Below are 14,811 nucleotides of genomic sequence, written 5' to 3' on the forward strand. Positions count from 1 at the left end.
AAATATCATGACAAAAAAACGCACCGCAGGTCTCATGCTCAGTTGGGCAGCCCGGCAACACCGCGGCCGCACCGCGCTGATCTTCGGCAACACGGCACTGACTTACGACGAGGTGGAGGCGGGCAGCAACCGTCTCGCCCACGCCCTGATTTCCCTTGGCTTGCAAGTGGGGGAGCGCGTCGCCGTGTTGCTCGACAATTCGCCTGAAGCGATAGAAAGCGTTTTCGCTGCAGAGAAGGCCGGCCTGGTCTACGTGGCGCTCAACGCCCGGCATACCCTGGCCGAGCAGATTGCGATCCTCGACGACGCTGGCGCGAGCCTGCTGGTGGCGGGGCCGGAATTTCGCGAGATCAGCCTGGGGGTCATGGGGCGCGTCGAGAGTCTGCGTCACGTCATGGCGCTCGACTGGCAGGCACCGCAGGTGCTCGATTACCGCCAGCAACTCGCCTCGATGCCGGCCGGTGCGCCCAACGTCCAGGTGTCGCCCGAAGCCTTGCTGCGTATCGCCTATACCTCCGGCACGACCGGCAAACCCAAGGGCGTCACCTATACGGTCAAGCGTTGGTACGAGCGCCTGACCAACCACTTCTACGCCATGGAATACAGCCTGGGCGTGACCGATGCGATGTTGCACGTCGGCCCCTTGACCCATGCCGCGGGCGTGCACCTGTTGCCGTGCTACTTGCGGGGGGCGCGCAATGTGATCCTGGAGAAGTTCGAGCCGCTGGAAACGCTGCAACAAATCGAACGCCACCGCATCACGCAAATGATGTGCGTGCCGACCATGCTCACGCGTTTGCTCGACACCCTCGACAGCGGGGTCGCGGCCGATCTGTCGTCACTGCGGTGCATCCATTACGGGACCGCGCCGACTTCCGTCGACCTGATCCGTCGGGCCATGGCGCGGTTCGGTCCGGTGATGCGCCAGCAGTACGGAATGACCGAGGCGGTGCAGCCGCTGGCGGTGCTGTATCCGTACGAACACACAGAGGATGGCGTGCTGCGCTCCTGCGGCAAACCGACCGCCAACGTGCAGATCACGGTGCGCGACGCCCGGGGTGTAGAGAGGGCGGTGGGGGAGATCGGCGAGATCGCCATCGCCACCGACGGCATCGGCGAAGTGGCGTTCTGGCGCCGTCCCGATCTGGAAGCCGAGGCGATCCGTGATGGCTGGTACTACTCGGGCGATCTGGGCTACCTCGACGAGCAGGGCTTCCTTTATATCGTCGGGCGCAACAAGGACATGATCATTTCCGGTGGCTTCAACGTCTATGCGCGGGAAGTCGAGGACGCCCTGGAAAGCCATCCGCAGGTGCTTGAAGTCGCGGTGCTGGGCTTGCCGGATGCCGAGTGGGGCGAGCGTATCGCAGCGTTCGTCGTGCGCCGCGAAGGCACCACCGTCGACAACGAAGCACTCGGCATTCACTGCGCCGCACTGATCGCCGGCTACAAGAAGCCGCGCCTGATCGAATTCGTCGACGCCCTGCCGCGCAACAACGCCGGCAAGGTGGTTAAAAACATTCTGCGCGATGACTATCTCGCGCGCCTGCAGAGGAAATCGTCATGAGCACGCCTGTTGCCCCTGAATGGTCCCTGGAACTCGCCGACATCCGCGCCCGCCGTGAAGTTGCCTATGCGTTGGGCGGCCCGGAAGCGGTGGAGAAGCATCATGCCCAGGGCAAGCTGACGGCGCGTGAACGCATCGGTCACCTGCTCGATGGCGAAAGCTTCGAGGAGTTCGGCATCCTCGCCGGTGCCGTGAAATACACGGCCGAGGGCAAGATCGCTTCCGCCACGCCGAGCACGGCGGTGGTTGGCGTGGGCAAGATCGAGCAGCGACGCACCGTGGTCGCGGCGGACGACTTCACCATTCGCGGTGGCTCGTCGGAGGCGGCGGTCGCGGAAAAGTGGATCTACGCCGACCGTTATGCCTGGGAATACAAGTTGCCGATCATTCGCATGATCGACAGCGCCGGCGGCAGTGTGAAGCTGCTCGACAAGCTCGGCCACACCAAGATCCCGGGTTATGCCTTGCTGCCGATCACCAACCTGCTGGGTGCCGTGCCCGTTGTCGGTATCGCCCACGGTGCTTGTGCCGGCCTCGGTGCGCTGCGGGTTGCCGCCTCGCACCTGTCGATCATGGTGCGCGGCCAGAGCCAGGTGTTCGCGGCCGGCCCACCGGTGGTGAAGCAGGCATTCGGCGTCGATATCGACAAGAACGACCTCGGCGGATACGACCAGGTGCATCGCCACAGCGGCATGATCAACCTCGCGGCCAACAGCGACGCCGAGGCGCTGGACCTGGCCAAGCGCTTTCTCTCATTCCTGCCGGGCAATGTCTGGGAGCAGCCACCGCGCGCGGTATCGACCGATTCCCCTGGTCGCCGCGACGCCTGGCTCAACGATGCGATTCCCCATGACCGGCGCAAGATCTTCAACCCGCACAAGATCCTCAAGTCGCTGGTGGACAAGGACAGCCTGTTCGAGATGTCCCCGGATTTCGGTGCGTCGACCATCACCGCGTTCGCCCGTCTCGACGGCTACCCGGTGGGGATCATCTGCAACAACCCGCGCGTCGGCGGCGGTGCGCTGACCCGTGCGGCGGCGCTCAAGCAGACCCGTTTCATCGACCTGTGCGACACCTTTCATCTGCCGATCATCTACCTCGTCGACCAGCCCGGGGTGATGACCGGCCAGGAAGCCGAAATGCAAGGCACGCTGATTGCGGCGATGCAGGCAGTGCATGCCATTGAGCAGGCGAGCGTGCCGGTCATCACTATCGTGCTGCGCCGCTGTGTCGGCCTCGCCGGCGCCATGGTCAGCCCCTGGCACGGCCCGACGGGCACCGCCTTGCCGCACCGCTTTGCCTGGCCTTCGGCGCAGTGGGGCTCGATCCCGATCGAGGGCGGCGTGGCCGCTGCCTACAAACAGGAAATCGCTGCCGCGCAAGACCCGCTGGCCCGGCGCAAGGAACTGGAGGCGCATTACCAGGCCCTGGCTTCACCGCTGCGTACCGCCGAGCGTTTTGGCGTGATCGACATCATCGAGCCGGACAGCACGCGTCCATTGCTGTGCAACTGGGTGGGTGACGCGTATCGCGTCACCGCACTTTCCCTTGGGCCGAAGCGGCGGACCATGCGCTAGTCCTGGCAGGACGAGCGGCATCCGGCCTTACCTTCATAACAACAACTCAAAGGTACAGACGATGTTCTGGAAAAAGAGTCCTTGCGCCGTTTTGGCAACGCTGATGGTGATTCACCTGCTGGCCCAGGTGGACCGCAATATCCTGCTCGGCTTCGCCCCGCAAATCACCGGCGAGCTGGCGATCAATAACGCCCAGTACGGCTTTCTGGTCGGCGCGGTCTGGGTCCTGAGCTACGGGGTGATGGCGGTGTTTCTCGGCGCGCTGGCCGATCGGCACAGCCGGCCACGGGTGATCGGTGCCGGCATGCTGGTCTGGAGCGCCTGCACGATTGCCTCCGGCTACGTGCAGAACTTCGAGCAAATGGTGGCGGCGCGTTTTATGGTGGCCACCGGTGAAGCCGCGCTGGTGCCTGCCGCCACGGCACTGTTGATGGAATTGTTCTCGGAGAAGCGCCGGGGCACGGCGATGGGCCTGTTCTACCTCGGCATTCCACTGGGCATCGGTTGCAGCTTTTTGTTGGCGGGTACCCTTGGCGCCGCCCATGGCTGGCGCACCACGTTCCACTTCCTGGGACTTGCCGGGATTGTCATCGGCCTGCCGTTGATGTTGATGAGCGACAAACGCAGCAGCCACGCCGTGCAGGAACGCGGCGCGTCCCTGACGACGCAGATGGCCGCGGTGTTCGCGGAGCTGCGCAGCAACCGCGTGGTGCGCTACACGGTGGCCGGTTTCGTGCTGGCGCATCTGGTCTATCCGGGCATTTCGTTCGCGCAATTGTGGATCGCCCGCGAGCGCGGCATGGACCCGGCGACCATCGCCACGACCATGGGCGTCATGCAGATTGTCTTCGGTTCGCTGGGCGCGTTGGCCGGTGGCGTCTTGAGCGATCGCCTGGCCCCGCGTTTCAAGGGTGGCCCCGCCAGTGTGCTGGTACTGCTGGTGCTGGTGAGTGCGCCGTTCATGATCGCTTATCGCCTGGTGCCGACGGACTCGCCACTGTTCTACGTCGGCATGGCGGTGGGCATTTTCATGCTGATGTCGCTGTACGGTTGCGCGACCACCGCGATCCAGGGCGCCGTGCCTGTGCGCATGCGTTCGACGGTCATGGGGTGCTCGATGTTGCTGCTGAACCTGTTCTCGGTAGCGCTCGGCACCTTTGTTGTGGGCTGGATCAGTGATGTGCTGACCACTGCCGGGGTGGCTTCGCCGCTGAGCCGTGTGTTGCTGGTCAGCGACGTTCTGGCGTTGCTGCTCGGTGGCTTGTTCTTTTATGTGGCAGCGCGGATCAAGCGTGAAAGCACGCGTGCGCTGCCGGCCATGGGAATCAAGGTCTAGCTTATGTCCAGGTCCGCCGTGATTCAGTTTCAGTCGGTTGTCAGCCAGTACCTGCCGGGTGTGCTGGCGAGCATTGTCGTGGCGATTGCCGCGCGCTTCCTGGCTGATCAATACCACGCGCCGGTGATGCTGTTGGCGCTGCTGCTCGGCATGGCCATGAATTTCCTGGCGGCGGGGCCGAGCAAGCCGGGTATCGACTTCAGCGCCCGTGAAATCCTGCGGGTGGGCGTGGCCCTGCTGGGGCTGCGCATTTCCCTGGAGCAGATTGCGGCATTGGGCTGGCATCCGGTGCTGATCGTTGTGGTGTCGGTGGTGCTGACCATCGTGGTGTCCATGCTGGCGGCGCGCGCCATGGGCTTCAACGTGCTGTTCGGCCTGTTGTCCGGGGGTGCCACGGCCATTTGCGGTGCTTCGGCGGCGCTGGCCCTGGCGGCGGCGTTGCCGGCCCATTCTGCCAAGGAGCGCGCGACGCTGTTCACGGTGATTGGCGTGTCCAGCCTCTCGACCCTGGCGATGATTGTCTATCCGGTGATTGCCCGGGCGCTCGGTCTGGACCCGCTGCAGGCCGGGGTGTTTCTCGGCGCCACCATCCATGACGTCGCCCAGGTGGTGGGTGCCGGGTACAGCATGTCCCATGACATCGGCGATACCGCCACGGTGGTGAAACTGATGCGCATCGCCATGCTGCTGCCGGTGATCGTCTGCGCGGTGTTGATCACCCGCTCCCAGGGCGGGAACGACACCGGTCAGCGGCCGCCGTTGCTGCCCTGGTTTGCCGTGGCCTTCGTGGTGCTGGCGACGGTCACCAGTTTCGGCTGGGTGCCTGCGGCGGTGCAGAGCCTGGGCAATCAGATGTCGAGCTGGTGCCTGGTGGTCGCGATCAGTGCGCTGGGGATGAAAATCCAGCTCAAGGAGCTGGCCACGGTGGGGCTCAAACCCATTGTGTTGATGGTCGGTGAAACCGTGTTCCTGCTGGGGCTGGTGTTGCTGTTGATACGACTCGCCGGTTGAGTCGGGTCGTTCCATACCGCGCAGGACGCTGAGTCCGGCGGTATTGATCGGGTTGCTTGAATGAATCGAACACTCCCCTGATGGGGATAAGAGTGGTGAGCACTGTCGCGCCCGAATCGGGTGGCCAGATGTTTTTTCATGAACATAAAACAACAACAAGAAAAGATCGGAGCCAACGTATGCGGATCAACAAAAAACCTGGTGTGGGTGTGTGGGAGCCAACACTGCTGGCCTCTGCGCTATTTATCGCGGCATTGCCGGCGGCTCATGCCTTTGAACTCGATACCGGAAATGAAGACTGGACGGTGCGTTTCGACAACACCTTCAAGTTCAACTATGCCCAGCGGGTGGAAAGTCCCAACAGCAAGTTGGCCCGGTCATGGAACAACAACGACGGTAACCGTAATTTCTCTTCGGGCAGTGCGGTGTCCCAGCGCCTGGACGTGCTCTCGGAACTGGACGTGGCCTACCAGAAGAAGATGGGTTTTCGCGTCAGCACCAACAGCTGGTACGACCATGCCTACGACAATGTCGGCAGTGACAACGCGGCGACCAACCAGTTGAACAATGGTCGCCCGGACTCGCGCCATGTCAGCGGCTATGTCGATCGCTATTACAACGGGCCGTCGGCGGAAATCCTCGATGCCTTCGTTTTCGGCAGCGCGGAAATCGGTGACGAGTCGATCCTCAGTGCCAAGCTCGGAAAGCACACCCAGTACTGGGGCGAGAGTGTCCTGGCCTTCGCCCACGGCAACAGCTACGGCCAGTCCGGCCTGGACATCACCAAGGCGCTGGCGGTGCCAGGTACCGAAGCCAAGGAATTGTTCATCCCGCGCAACCAGTTGTCGATGAGCTTCACGGTCAACCCGGAGCTGACGCTGGGTGCGCAGTATTTCCTCGACTGGGACGCTTCGCGCCTGCCGGAATCGGGTACCTACCTGGGCTTCAACGACGGCATCCAGAACGGTGGGCACAACCTGTCGCTGATCGGTGGCTTGAATCCGCGTTTCGGTACGCCCGGACCCTTGGGGGCGAACCAGTTCCTGCGCCTGAGCAATGGCCATACCTTTACCCCGGACAAGCATGGCGATTTCGGCCTGATGGCCAAGTGGAGCCCGGAATGGCTGGACGGCACGCTCGGCGTCTACTACCGCAAGACGTCCGACATCCTGCCCAACCTGGTGCTGCAACCGACCGCCATCGGCCCGGCGCAGCTGATCTCCGGCAACATCGGCAGCTACAACCAGTTCTACGTCGATGACATCGATATCTATGGCATCAGCCTGTCGAAAAGCGTTGGCGATGTCAGCGTCGGATTCGACCTGAACTATCGCGAAAACATGCCGCTGGCCAGCGTGCCGGGCACCGTCAATGCGGCGGCGGCCGCCGCCGGGGTGCCAGGGTTCATCGGCAGCTTCAACGGCGAAAACGGCGTGGCGCGCGGCAACACCGTGCACGCGGTGCTCAACGGCCTGACGACTTTTGGCGACACGCCGCTGTGGGACAGTTCCTCGTTGCTGGTCGAGCTCGGCTACAGCCGCTGGCTGAAAGTGACCGACAACAAACAGCTGTTCAAGGGCGAAGACTGGTACCACGGCACCGACAAGGTCACCCGCGACAACTACATCATCGGCGTCAACTTCAACCCGACCTGGTACCAGGTGTTCCCCGGCGTCGATATGTACATGCCGATGACCTACAACGTCGGCCTCAATGGCAACTCCGCCGTGCAGTTGGGCGGCAACGAAGACTCCGGCAGCTACTCGGTCGGCGTCGGCTTCGACATTCGCAACCAATACCGCTTCGACCTGAAATACGTGGACAACTTCGGTCCATTCGATACCTGCAGCTCACCGGGCAGCGCAGGCAGTCAGGGCGACGGCACCGCACCGGGTGTGAACGGACAGTACAACTGCACTCCAGGACAAACCACCGCCTTCGGCGGTACTCCGGCCCAGCTCAAGGATCGCGGCATGGTGACGGCCACCTTCAAGACAACTTTCTGATTCGCGATTGCTTAAAACCCAATCAGGAGAACGACACAATGAAATGCATGCACACGCTGTTGACCGCCTCGGTTGCGCTGGCCTTCGCCGGCCTGGTCCAGGCCGCCGTACCCGCCGCCGAAGCCGCCAAACTGGGCGGCAACCTGACCGCCGTCGGCGCCGAGAAGGCCGGCAATGCCGACGGCTCCATCCCGGCCTACAACGGCGGGCTGACCAGCCTGCCGGCAGGCTTCAAGGCCGGTGACACTTTCCGCCCGGATCCTTACGCCAACGAGAAACCCTTGCTGGTGATCGACGGCAAGAACGTCGCGCAGTACAAAAACCAGCTGACCGCCGTCACCGTCGAACTGGCCACGCGTTTTCCCAGCTTCCGCGTCGAGGTCTACCCGACCCACCGCAGCGTCGCGCTGCCGCAAAGCGTGCTGGACAACACCCTGAAAAACGCCACCGGCGCCAAGTCGCTGGAAGGCGGCAACGCGATCGAGAACGTGCTGCCTGGCGTGCCGTTCCCGATCCCGCAGTCGGGTGCCGAAGCCATGTGGAACCACCTGTTGCGCTATCAGGGCGTGGCTTATTCCACCAAGTACGATTCGTGGAACGTCGACGCCTCGGGCGCGCAAAACCTCGCCACCAGCGGCGAGATCGTCAACTCGTTCCCGATCTTCGAAGACCCGACCAAGGTCATCGATGGCAAGGACACCTACTTCCAGACCCGTCTGTTCTACACCGGCCCGGCGCGCCGTGCCGGTGAGGCGATCATGCTCAAGGACGCCGCCAACCCGCTGGCCCAGGCCCGTCGTGCCTGGCAGTACCTGCCGGGGCAGCGCCGGGTGAAACTGGCACCGACCCTGGCCTACGACACGCCGAACCCGGGCACCGCAGGTTCCGGCACTTACGACGACGTCTATGTGTTCAACGGTGCGCTGGATCGCTATGACTGGAAACTGGTCGGCAAGCAGGAAATGATCGTGCCGTACAACACTTACGCGCTGAGCTACATCAAGGACCCGAAAGCCTTGACCACGCCGAACCACCTGGCACCGCAATTCGTGCGCTGGGAAAAACACCGGGTGTGGGTGGTGGAAGGCACGCTCAAGGCCGGTGCCCGTCACGTCTACGCCAAGCGCCGCTTCTATCTGGATGAGGACAGCTGGGTCGCTCTGGCCTCGGATCAGTACGACGCCCGTGGCCAGCTCTATCGCGGTTCATTCAGCTTCCTCTCGCAAAGCTATGACGTGACCACGCCCAACACCACGCCGCACGTGATCTACGACCTGGTCGGCGGCACCTACAACATCAACGGTCTGTCGGGCGCCTATGGCGGCATCAAGTACATCGCGCCGCTCTCCAAGGCGCAGTGGTCGCCGGATGCGCTGGCCGGTAACGGCGTTCGCTAAGCCAACCGCAAGCAAACGCTCGCACGATCCACTGTAGGAGCGAGCTTGCTCGCGATGGACCAGAGGCGACGCGGGCATCCAGACAGCACGCGTCATCGTTAACGTCCATCGCGAGCAGGCTCGCTCCCACATGACCTGCACGACGCGGTTTTCCGAAGAGGACGCAGCATGTGTTCGTATAAAAACAATATTTTGCGTTTGGCGTTAGGCGTTGTGCTCGGCCTGTCGCAGGGCATCAGCCAGGCGGCCGATTACGTCGATGTGCTGGACCTGCCCGCCAAGCCCAGTGCATTGGCCGTGCGCAGCCCGTTGCTGGACGTCACCAATGCCGGGCAACGCCTGGTCGCGGTCGGGCAGCGCGGGCACATTCTTTATTCCGACGATTGCGGCCGGCAATGGCAGCAGGCGAGCGTACCGGTCAGCAGTGACTTGAGTGCGGTGTATTTTGCTTCGCCGCAGCAGGGCTGGGCCGTCGGCAACGATGGCGTGATCCTGCACAGCAGCGACGCTGGCGTGACCTGGAACAAGCAACTGGACGGTCGACAGATCGGCGCGTTGCTGGTCAGGCATTACGCCGCGCTGGCCAGTGCCGAGCCGGCCAATGAGCAGTGGCCGCTGTTGCTCGCTGACGGTCAACGGCTGGTCGAGGAGGGCGCCGACAAGCCGCTGCTCGACGTCTGGTTCGCCGACGACAAGGTCGGCTACGTGGTCGGCGTGTTCAACCTGATCCTGCGCACCGAGGATGGCGGCCAGAGCTGGACGCCGTTCCAGGACCGTACCGACAACCCGCAGAACTTTCACTTGAATGCCATCGCCTCAACCGGTGATGCGCTGTACATCGCCGGCGAGCAGGGCCTGCTGCTCAAGTGGGACGACAGCGCCCAACGCTTCAATGCCGTGCCGACGCCGTATCAGGGCAGCTTCTTCGGCGTGCTCGGCAAGCCTGGCGAAGTCGTTGTCTACGGCCTGCGCGGCAATGCGTTGCGCAGTACCGATGGCGGGTCGAGCTGGACGCCGTTCGACACTGGCCTGCAGGTCAGCGTCACTGCCGCCGCGATTGATGCCCAGGGGCGCTATCGCCTGTTCACCCAGGCGGGGCACATGCTCGCCGATCAGCGTGATAACGCCCAATTGCAATTGATGCCGCAACCGAACCCGTCACCGGTCGCCGGTGCCACCCTGGCCGTCGATGGTTCGCTGGTCGTGGTGGGTACGCGTGGCGCACGTGCGCTTCTCAAAGAATAAGAGCCAGAACATAGAGCGAGTACTCAGACATGGCCCCTACCAAGCAAGACAACATGCCGGTGATCCGCGACCTGCGCGATTTTGATCGGCGCTCCGGCAACCTGCTGGAACGGCTGGTGTTCAACTATCGCCCGCTGTTCATCGTGCTCATGACCCTGGCCACCCTGGTGCTGGGCTACATGGCGGCGACCCGTCTGGAACTGCGCCCTGGCTTCGAAAAAATGATCCCGCAGAGCCAGCCGTACATTCAGAATTTCCTCGAGAACCGCCACTCGTTGCGCGGCCTGGGCAATTCGGTGCGCGTGGTGGTGGAGAACACCCAGGGCGATATTTTCGACCCCGAATACCTGAACATGCTCAAGCAGGTCAACGATGAGCTGTTCCTCACCGAAGGCGTCGACCGCGCCTGGATGAAATCGCTCTGGACCCCGGCCGTACGCTGGACCGAAGTCACCGAAGAGGGCTTTCAGGGTGGCCCGGTCATGCCCGACAGCTATCAGGGCTCGCCTTCCGATATCGAGCAGCTGCGCCAGAACATCAACCGCGCCGGCATCGTCGGCAGCCTGGTGGCCAGCGACTTCAAGTCGAGCATGTTGATCGTGCCCTTGCTGGACAAGCCCTCGGCGACGGGGCACGGCATCAATTATCACGCGTTCTCGCAAATGCTCGAAGAGCGTCTGCGCGACAAGATCGAATACGCCGGTGACCCTGCGGCGCGCAAGGCCGGGGAGGAGGGCAAGGGTCACTACAAGGTCCGGGTGATCGGTTTTGCCAAGCTGATTGGCGACCTGATCGACGGCCTGATCCAGGTGATGATGTTCTTCGGCCTGGCCGTGGTCACGTCGCTGCTGATCATCTACCTCTACACTCGCTGTGTGCGCAGCACCTTGCTGGTGGTCGGCTGTTCGCTGATCGCGGTGGTCTGGCAATTGGGCATTGTCGCCTGGTTGGGGTATGCCATCGATCCGTATTCGGTGCTGGTGCCGTTTTTGATCTTCGCCATTGGTGTGTCCCACGCCGCGCAGAAGATGAACGGCATCATGCAGGACATCGCCCGTGGCACCCACAAGCAGGTGGCCGCGCGCTACACCTTCCGCCGCCTGTTTATCGCCGGGGTCACCGCGTTGCTGGCCGACGCGGTGGGCTTCGCGGTGCTTATGCTGATCGACATCCCGGTGATCCAGGACCTGGCGATCACCGCCAGCATCGGTGTCGCGGTGCTGATTTTCACCTCGCTGCTGCTGATGCCGGTGGCGCTGTCCTTTGTCGGCGTCGGCAGCAAAGCCGCCGAGCGTGCGCTGCAAATCGACACGCGGGCGAGCGCGCATAAAGGCTTCGGCAAACTGTGGGACAGTCTTGATCGCTTCACGACACCGAAGTGGGCCACCGGCGCCGTCCTCGTTGCAGCCTTGCTCGGGATCGGCGGATTCGTGGTCAGCCTGCAACTGAAAATCGGCGACCTCGACAGCGGTGCACCGGAGTTGCGCGCCGACTCGCGCTACAACCGCGACAACGCCTACATCACCCGGCATTACGCGCTGTCCAGCGACCTGTTTGCGGTGATGATCAAGACCCCGGCGGAAGGCTGCCTGAACTACAAGACCCTGGTGCTCGCCGACCGTCTGGCCTGGGAGCTGCAACAGTATCCAGGCGTGCAGGCCACGGCTTCGCTGGTCAACGCGGTACGGCAGATCACCGCCGGCACCTATGAAGGCAACCCCAAGCTCAACAGCATCCAGCGCAACCAGGACGTGCTCAACTACGCCGCGCAGCAAGCCTCGGTCAACTCCCCGGAGCTGTTCAACACCGAGTGCTCGCTGATGCCGGTGATCGCTTTCCTCAAGGACCACAAGGCTGAAACCCTGGATGCGGTGGTGGCGATTGCCGACAGGTTCGCCAGGGAAAACAGCACCGACGATCGCCAGTTCCTGCTCGCCGCCGGCACTGCCGGGATCGAGGCGGCGACCAACATTGTGGTGCGCGAGGCCAATCGCACCATGTTGCTGTACGTCTACGCGGCGGTGACGCTGTTCTGCCTGATCACCTTCCGCAGTTGGCGGGCCACGCTGGTGGCGCTGTTGCCCCTGGTGCTGACCTCGATCCTCTGCGAAGCCTTGATGGTGGGCATGGGCATTGGCGTGAAGGTGGCAACGCTACCGGTGATTGCCCTGGGCGTCGGCATCGGCGTGGATTACGCGCTGTATTTGCTCAGCGTCCAGCTGCAATACCAGCGCCAGGGCTTGCCGTTGTCCCAGGCCTACCGCAATGCCGTGTCCTTTACCGGCCGGGTGGTCGGCCTGGTCGGCATCACCCTTGCCGCCGGCGTGGTGTGCTGGGTCTGGTCGCCGATCAAGTTCCAGGCCGACATGGGCATGCTGCTGACCTTCATGTTCCTGTGGAACATGCTGGGTGCATTGATACTGATCCCGGCGCTGTCGCATTTTCTTTTGCGTACTCATCACGTCCTCGGCAAGAAAGCGGACGCGATGGCGCCTGAAGTGTCAGGTGCCGAGGCGTCGCAAGGGCTTGAGCACTGCGACGCTGAACTGGCGGGCAAGGGCAGGATGCCCGTCAGTCGGGTGGACTAAAGGGATATTCCGGGTTATCCGCCCCACGGTACTAGCGATGGTTGCGATAGCGTTCGGTCAAGGACTGCACTCGGGTGACGTAGGATTGCGTCTCGGCATAGGGAGGCACCCCGTTGTACTCGACCACAGACGCTTCGCCGGCGTTGTAACCTGCCAACGCCAGCACCTGGTTGCCGTTGAAGCGCTTGAGCAGCCAGGCCAGGTAGCGCACGCCGCCACGAATGTTCTGTCGTGCGTCGAACGGATTGTCCACGGCGAAGCGCTCGGCGGTGGCGGGCATCAACTGCATCAGCCCCTGGGCGCCGGCTTCGGAAATGGCGTAGGGGCGAAACGCTGATTCGGCATGTATCACGGCGCGGACCAGCGCCCGGTCGACACCATAAAGTCCCGAAGCGGCTTCGATCTCCCGCCGGTAGGATTGGGTGTCCAGGCGCAGTGAGGCGACCTTGAAATCCTTCGGCGCCCTGCACAGATAGCAGCCCTTGATGTAATAGAGCTCAAGGACCTCGACCCGTGCGGAAATCCCGACGGGGCGCCGGCTCACATATTGACGCACACCCCTGTGGATGAAAGTGAACACCCGAACCCGCACCGCGCCTGAGCTGTCGTCCTGCACAAGCCGTGGCAGGGCCGTTGTCTTGGCGCCGACACCGGCGCCCGCCATGCCATTGAGGCGAGTGCAGCGGGCGCTGGCGATTACTTGGCTGGTGTAGCTGATGGCTCCGTCCCTGGCCTGGCACTTGTACATGGCGCTGGCGCACAGTGGAGCGACCAGCAAGGCCAGCTCGATGCAGCCAAGAAGGCTCTTGCGAGCCCATCGCCATGCTCTGCAACTCATCACATCGCTCCGCGCCGCAGGTGCCGATCAGACTTGGGGCGCCTGGTCCGGGCGCTGCCGTTGGAGGGCCTGTTCTGGGTGACCCGCCTTTTGTTCTGATAGTTATACCCCTTGTAACCGACCTTGGAACTTGCGTTGACGTACGGGCTGCCGGCGTTCCCAGGCGAGGCCCAGGCCTGATTGCTCGCACTGGAGGATGTGGCACATCTCGTCGTAGTCGCACTCGCATCTCGGTCAACGCACTGACCGAAACACGGCAGCTTCCTGCGAAGACCCAGCGGTTTATCGAGTTCATGGGCGACCCTCTCAACCGTGCTTAATGCCTGACGACTGGATAGGGGACATCCCGACGCAAACGAATGCCTCTTTCTGGCCGGTTACTGCCATTCGATACCCGGGCCTGCGCCTTGAGCTGGTACTGAATGACGGCTTGGCCCACATCATCGCCGACAGCGCGGATGTGGGGATTCGATTGGGCGAGAGCTTGGATGAGCACATGGTGGTCTTACCGATTACACCGCGCATCGAGATGGCGGTCGTTGGTTCACCTGGTTACTTCAAACGCCATGGAGTTCCTCAGTCTCCGGCAGATCTGATTCAGCACAATTGTCTGGCCTACCGCTTCACCAGCAGTGGAGCGCTGGACCGCTGGTCTTTCACAGCACCAGATGCCGAGGAGCACACGCAGGTGTTTGAACCACGAGGCAGCGCCGTATTCAACGATGATGAGAGCATGCTCAGGGCCGCCATTCAGGGCGTCGGTCTGATCAAGTATCTCGATATCTGTCTACGTGAGCAGTTGGAGTCGGGGGAATTGGTGAGAGTACTGCAATCCTGGTGCTCATCGATTTCCTTGTAGAGAAACGAGCATTACTGGGCTGAGTTGAGGGATATCACGAACGTCCGCTCCTGGCCGAGATGAGCTTGAATGTGCTCGCCTACAACTTGAAACGGGTTATGAAAATCATCGGTGCCAACGGTTTGATAAAAGCGCTGACGGCCTAAAAAAGGCTGATTTTGGCCCATCCCAGAGGCTGTAAAAACAGCGTTGACGTGTTCCAGGTCGCGACCGATGCGACCCGCAGCATTGACCGTGCGATCGCTCAGCCAACGAAGGTCGATGATCCAAAACGATGAGGTCAAAGCGTTTTTACACACTCTGGGCCGAAAGCTGCCGACCACCAAGGGCTGCTACCGACCTGGAGCAGTCGGCGAACAGAATAATTGCAAATTAGTGGCTATGCTT

At 62.5% G+C, this 14,811-nt stretch carries 11 protein-coding genes and 1 pseudogene; 10 read left to right on the forward strand and 2 right to left on the reverse strand.

The window, feature by feature from the left end:
- The first annotated feature begins 7 nt into the window (after positions 1–7).
- From AB7M25_RS12655 to AB7M25_RS12690, 8 genes are all read left to right on the forward strand, one after another.
- The gene (locus AB7M25_RS12655) at positions 8–1,567 is read left to right on the forward strand and encodes a class I adenylate-forming enzyme family protein (RefSeq protein WP_429384688.1); all 1,560 of its coding nucleotides are present in this window, start codon (positions 8–10) and stop codon (positions 1,565–1,567) included.
- Positions 1,564–3,144, forward strand: a complete 1,581-nt coding sequence (locus AB7M25_RS12660; protein WP_454237398.1) for an acyl-CoA carboxylase subunit beta — start codon at positions 1,564–1,566, stop codon at positions 3,142–3,144. Before AB7M25_RS12655 ends, AB7M25_RS12660 begins: the two co-directional genes overlap by 4 nt.
- Positions 3,145–3,205: 61 nt before the next feature.
- A complete protein-coding gene (locus tag AB7M25_RS12665; RefSeq protein ID WP_429384682.1) occupies positions 3,206–4,480 on the forward strand; it encodes an MFS transporter in 1,275 nt (424 codons plus the stop codon).
- A 3-nt stretch (positions 4,481–4,483) separates the two neighbouring features.
- Entirely contained in the window at positions 4,484–5,491 is a 1,008-nt protein-coding gene (locus AB7M25_RS12670; protein WP_429518712.1) for a YeiH family protein, read from the forward strand.
- A 179-nt stretch (positions 5,492–5,670) separates the two neighbouring features.
- Positions 5,671–7,497, forward strand: coding sequence for a DUF1302 domain-containing protein (locus AB7M25_RS12675; protein ID WP_454237399.1), 1,827 nt, complete (start codon positions 5,671–5,673; stop codon positions 7,495–7,497).
- Positions 7,498–7,535: 38 nt separating this feature from the next.
- Positions 7,536–8,894 carry a DUF1329 domain-containing protein gene (locus tag AB7M25_RS12680; protein ID WP_454237400.1) on the forward strand — a complete coding sequence of 453 codons (1,359 nt, stop codon included), beginning with the start codon at positions 7,536–7,538 and terminating at the stop codon, positions 8,892–8,894.
- A 168-nt stretch (positions 8,895–9,062) separates the two neighbouring features.
- A complete protein-coding gene (locus AB7M25_RS12685; RefSeq protein ID WP_454237401.1) occupies positions 9,063–10,139 on the forward strand; it encodes a WD40/YVTN/BNR-like repeat-containing protein in 1,077 nt (358 codons plus the stop codon).
- Positions 10,140–10,168: 29 nt separating this feature from the next.
- Positions 10,169–12,727 carry an efflux RND transporter permease subunit gene (locus tag AB7M25_RS12690; protein ID WP_429384667.1) on the forward strand — a complete coding sequence of 853 codons (2,559 nt, stop codon included), beginning with the start codon at positions 10,169–10,171 and terminating at the stop codon, positions 12,725–12,727.
- Positions 12,728–12,758: 31 nt separating this feature from the next.
- Here AB7M25_RS12690 and AB7M25_RS12695 read toward each other — a convergent pair whose 3' ends face one another.
- A complete protein-coding gene (locus AB7M25_RS12695; RefSeq protein ID WP_429384664.1) occupies positions 12,759–13,565 on the reverse strand; it encodes a lytic transglycosylase domain-containing protein in 807 nt (268 codons plus the stop codon).
- A 227-nt stretch (positions 13,566–13,792) separates the two neighbouring features.
- On the opposite strand from AB7M25_RS12695, the pseudogene AB7M25_RS12700 reads away from it, so the two are divergent.
- Both AB7M25_RS12700 and AB7M25_RS12705 read left to right on the forward strand, forming a co-directional pair.
- A pseudogene (locus AB7M25_RS12700) lies at positions 13,793–13,885 on the forward strand (LysR family transcriptional regulator); the annotation flags it as partial.
- Positions 13,885–14,424 carry a LysR substrate-binding domain-containing protein gene (locus tag AB7M25_RS12705; RefSeq protein WP_429384662.1) on the forward strand — a complete coding sequence of 180 codons (540 nt, stop codon included), beginning with the start codon at positions 13,885–13,887 and terminating at the stop codon, positions 14,422–14,424. The pseudogene AB7M25_RS12700 and the gene AB7M25_RS12705, both read left to right, overlap by 1 nt.
- Before the next feature lie 11 nt (positions 14,425–14,435).
- Here AB7M25_RS12705 and AB7M25_RS12710 read toward each other — a convergent pair whose 3' ends face one another.
- Positions 14,436–14,708 carry a hypothetical protein gene (locus AB7M25_RS12710; protein ID WP_429518707.1) on the reverse strand — a complete coding sequence of 91 codons (273 nt, stop codon included), beginning with the start codon at positions 14,706–14,708 and terminating at the stop codon, positions 14,436–14,438.
- Positions 14,709–14,811: the final 103 nt, after the last annotated feature.

This window comes from Pseudomonas sp. AP3_22 TE3818 (assembly GCF_053628995.1).

Coding starts and splice junctions, on each gene's coding strand:
- AB7M25_RS12665 (WP_429384682.1), top strand. CDS start 3,206: ATGTTCTGGAAAAAGAGTCCTTGCGCCGTTTTGGCAACGCTGATGGTG.
- AB7M25_RS12660 (WP_454237398.1), top strand. CDS start 1,564: ATGAGCACGCCTGTTGCCCCTGAATGGTCCCTGGAACTCGCCGACATC.
- AB7M25_RS12705 (WP_429384662.1), top strand. CDS start 13,885: ATGCCTGACGACTGGATAGGGGACATCCCGACGCAAACGAATGCCTCT.
- AB7M25_RS12670 (WP_429518712.1), top strand. CDS start 4,484: ATGTCCAGGTCCGCCGTGATTCAGTTTCAGTCGGTTGTCAGCCAGTAC.
- AB7M25_RS12690 (WP_429384667.1), top strand. CDS start 10,169: ATGGCCCCTACCAAGCAAGACAACATGCCGGTGATCCGCGACCTGCGC.
- AB7M25_RS12695 (WP_429384664.1), bottom strand. CDS start 13,565: ATGAGTTGCAGAGCATGGCGATGGGCTCGCAAGAGCCTTCTTGGCTGC.
- AB7M25_RS12655 (WP_429384688.1), top strand. CDS start 8: ATGACAAAAAAACGCACCGCAGGTCTCATGCTCAGTTGGGCAGCCCGG.
- AB7M25_RS12675 (WP_454237399.1), top strand. CDS start 5,671: ATGCGGATCAACAAAAAACCTGGTGTGGGTGTGTGGGAGCCAACACTG.
- AB7M25_RS12680 (WP_454237400.1), top strand. CDS start 7,536: ATGAAATGCATGCACACGCTGTTGACCGCCTCGGTTGCGCTGGCCTTC.
- AB7M25_RS12685 (WP_454237401.1), top strand. CDS start 9,063: ATGTGTTCGTATAAAAACAATATTTTGCGTTTGGCGTTAGGCGTTGTG.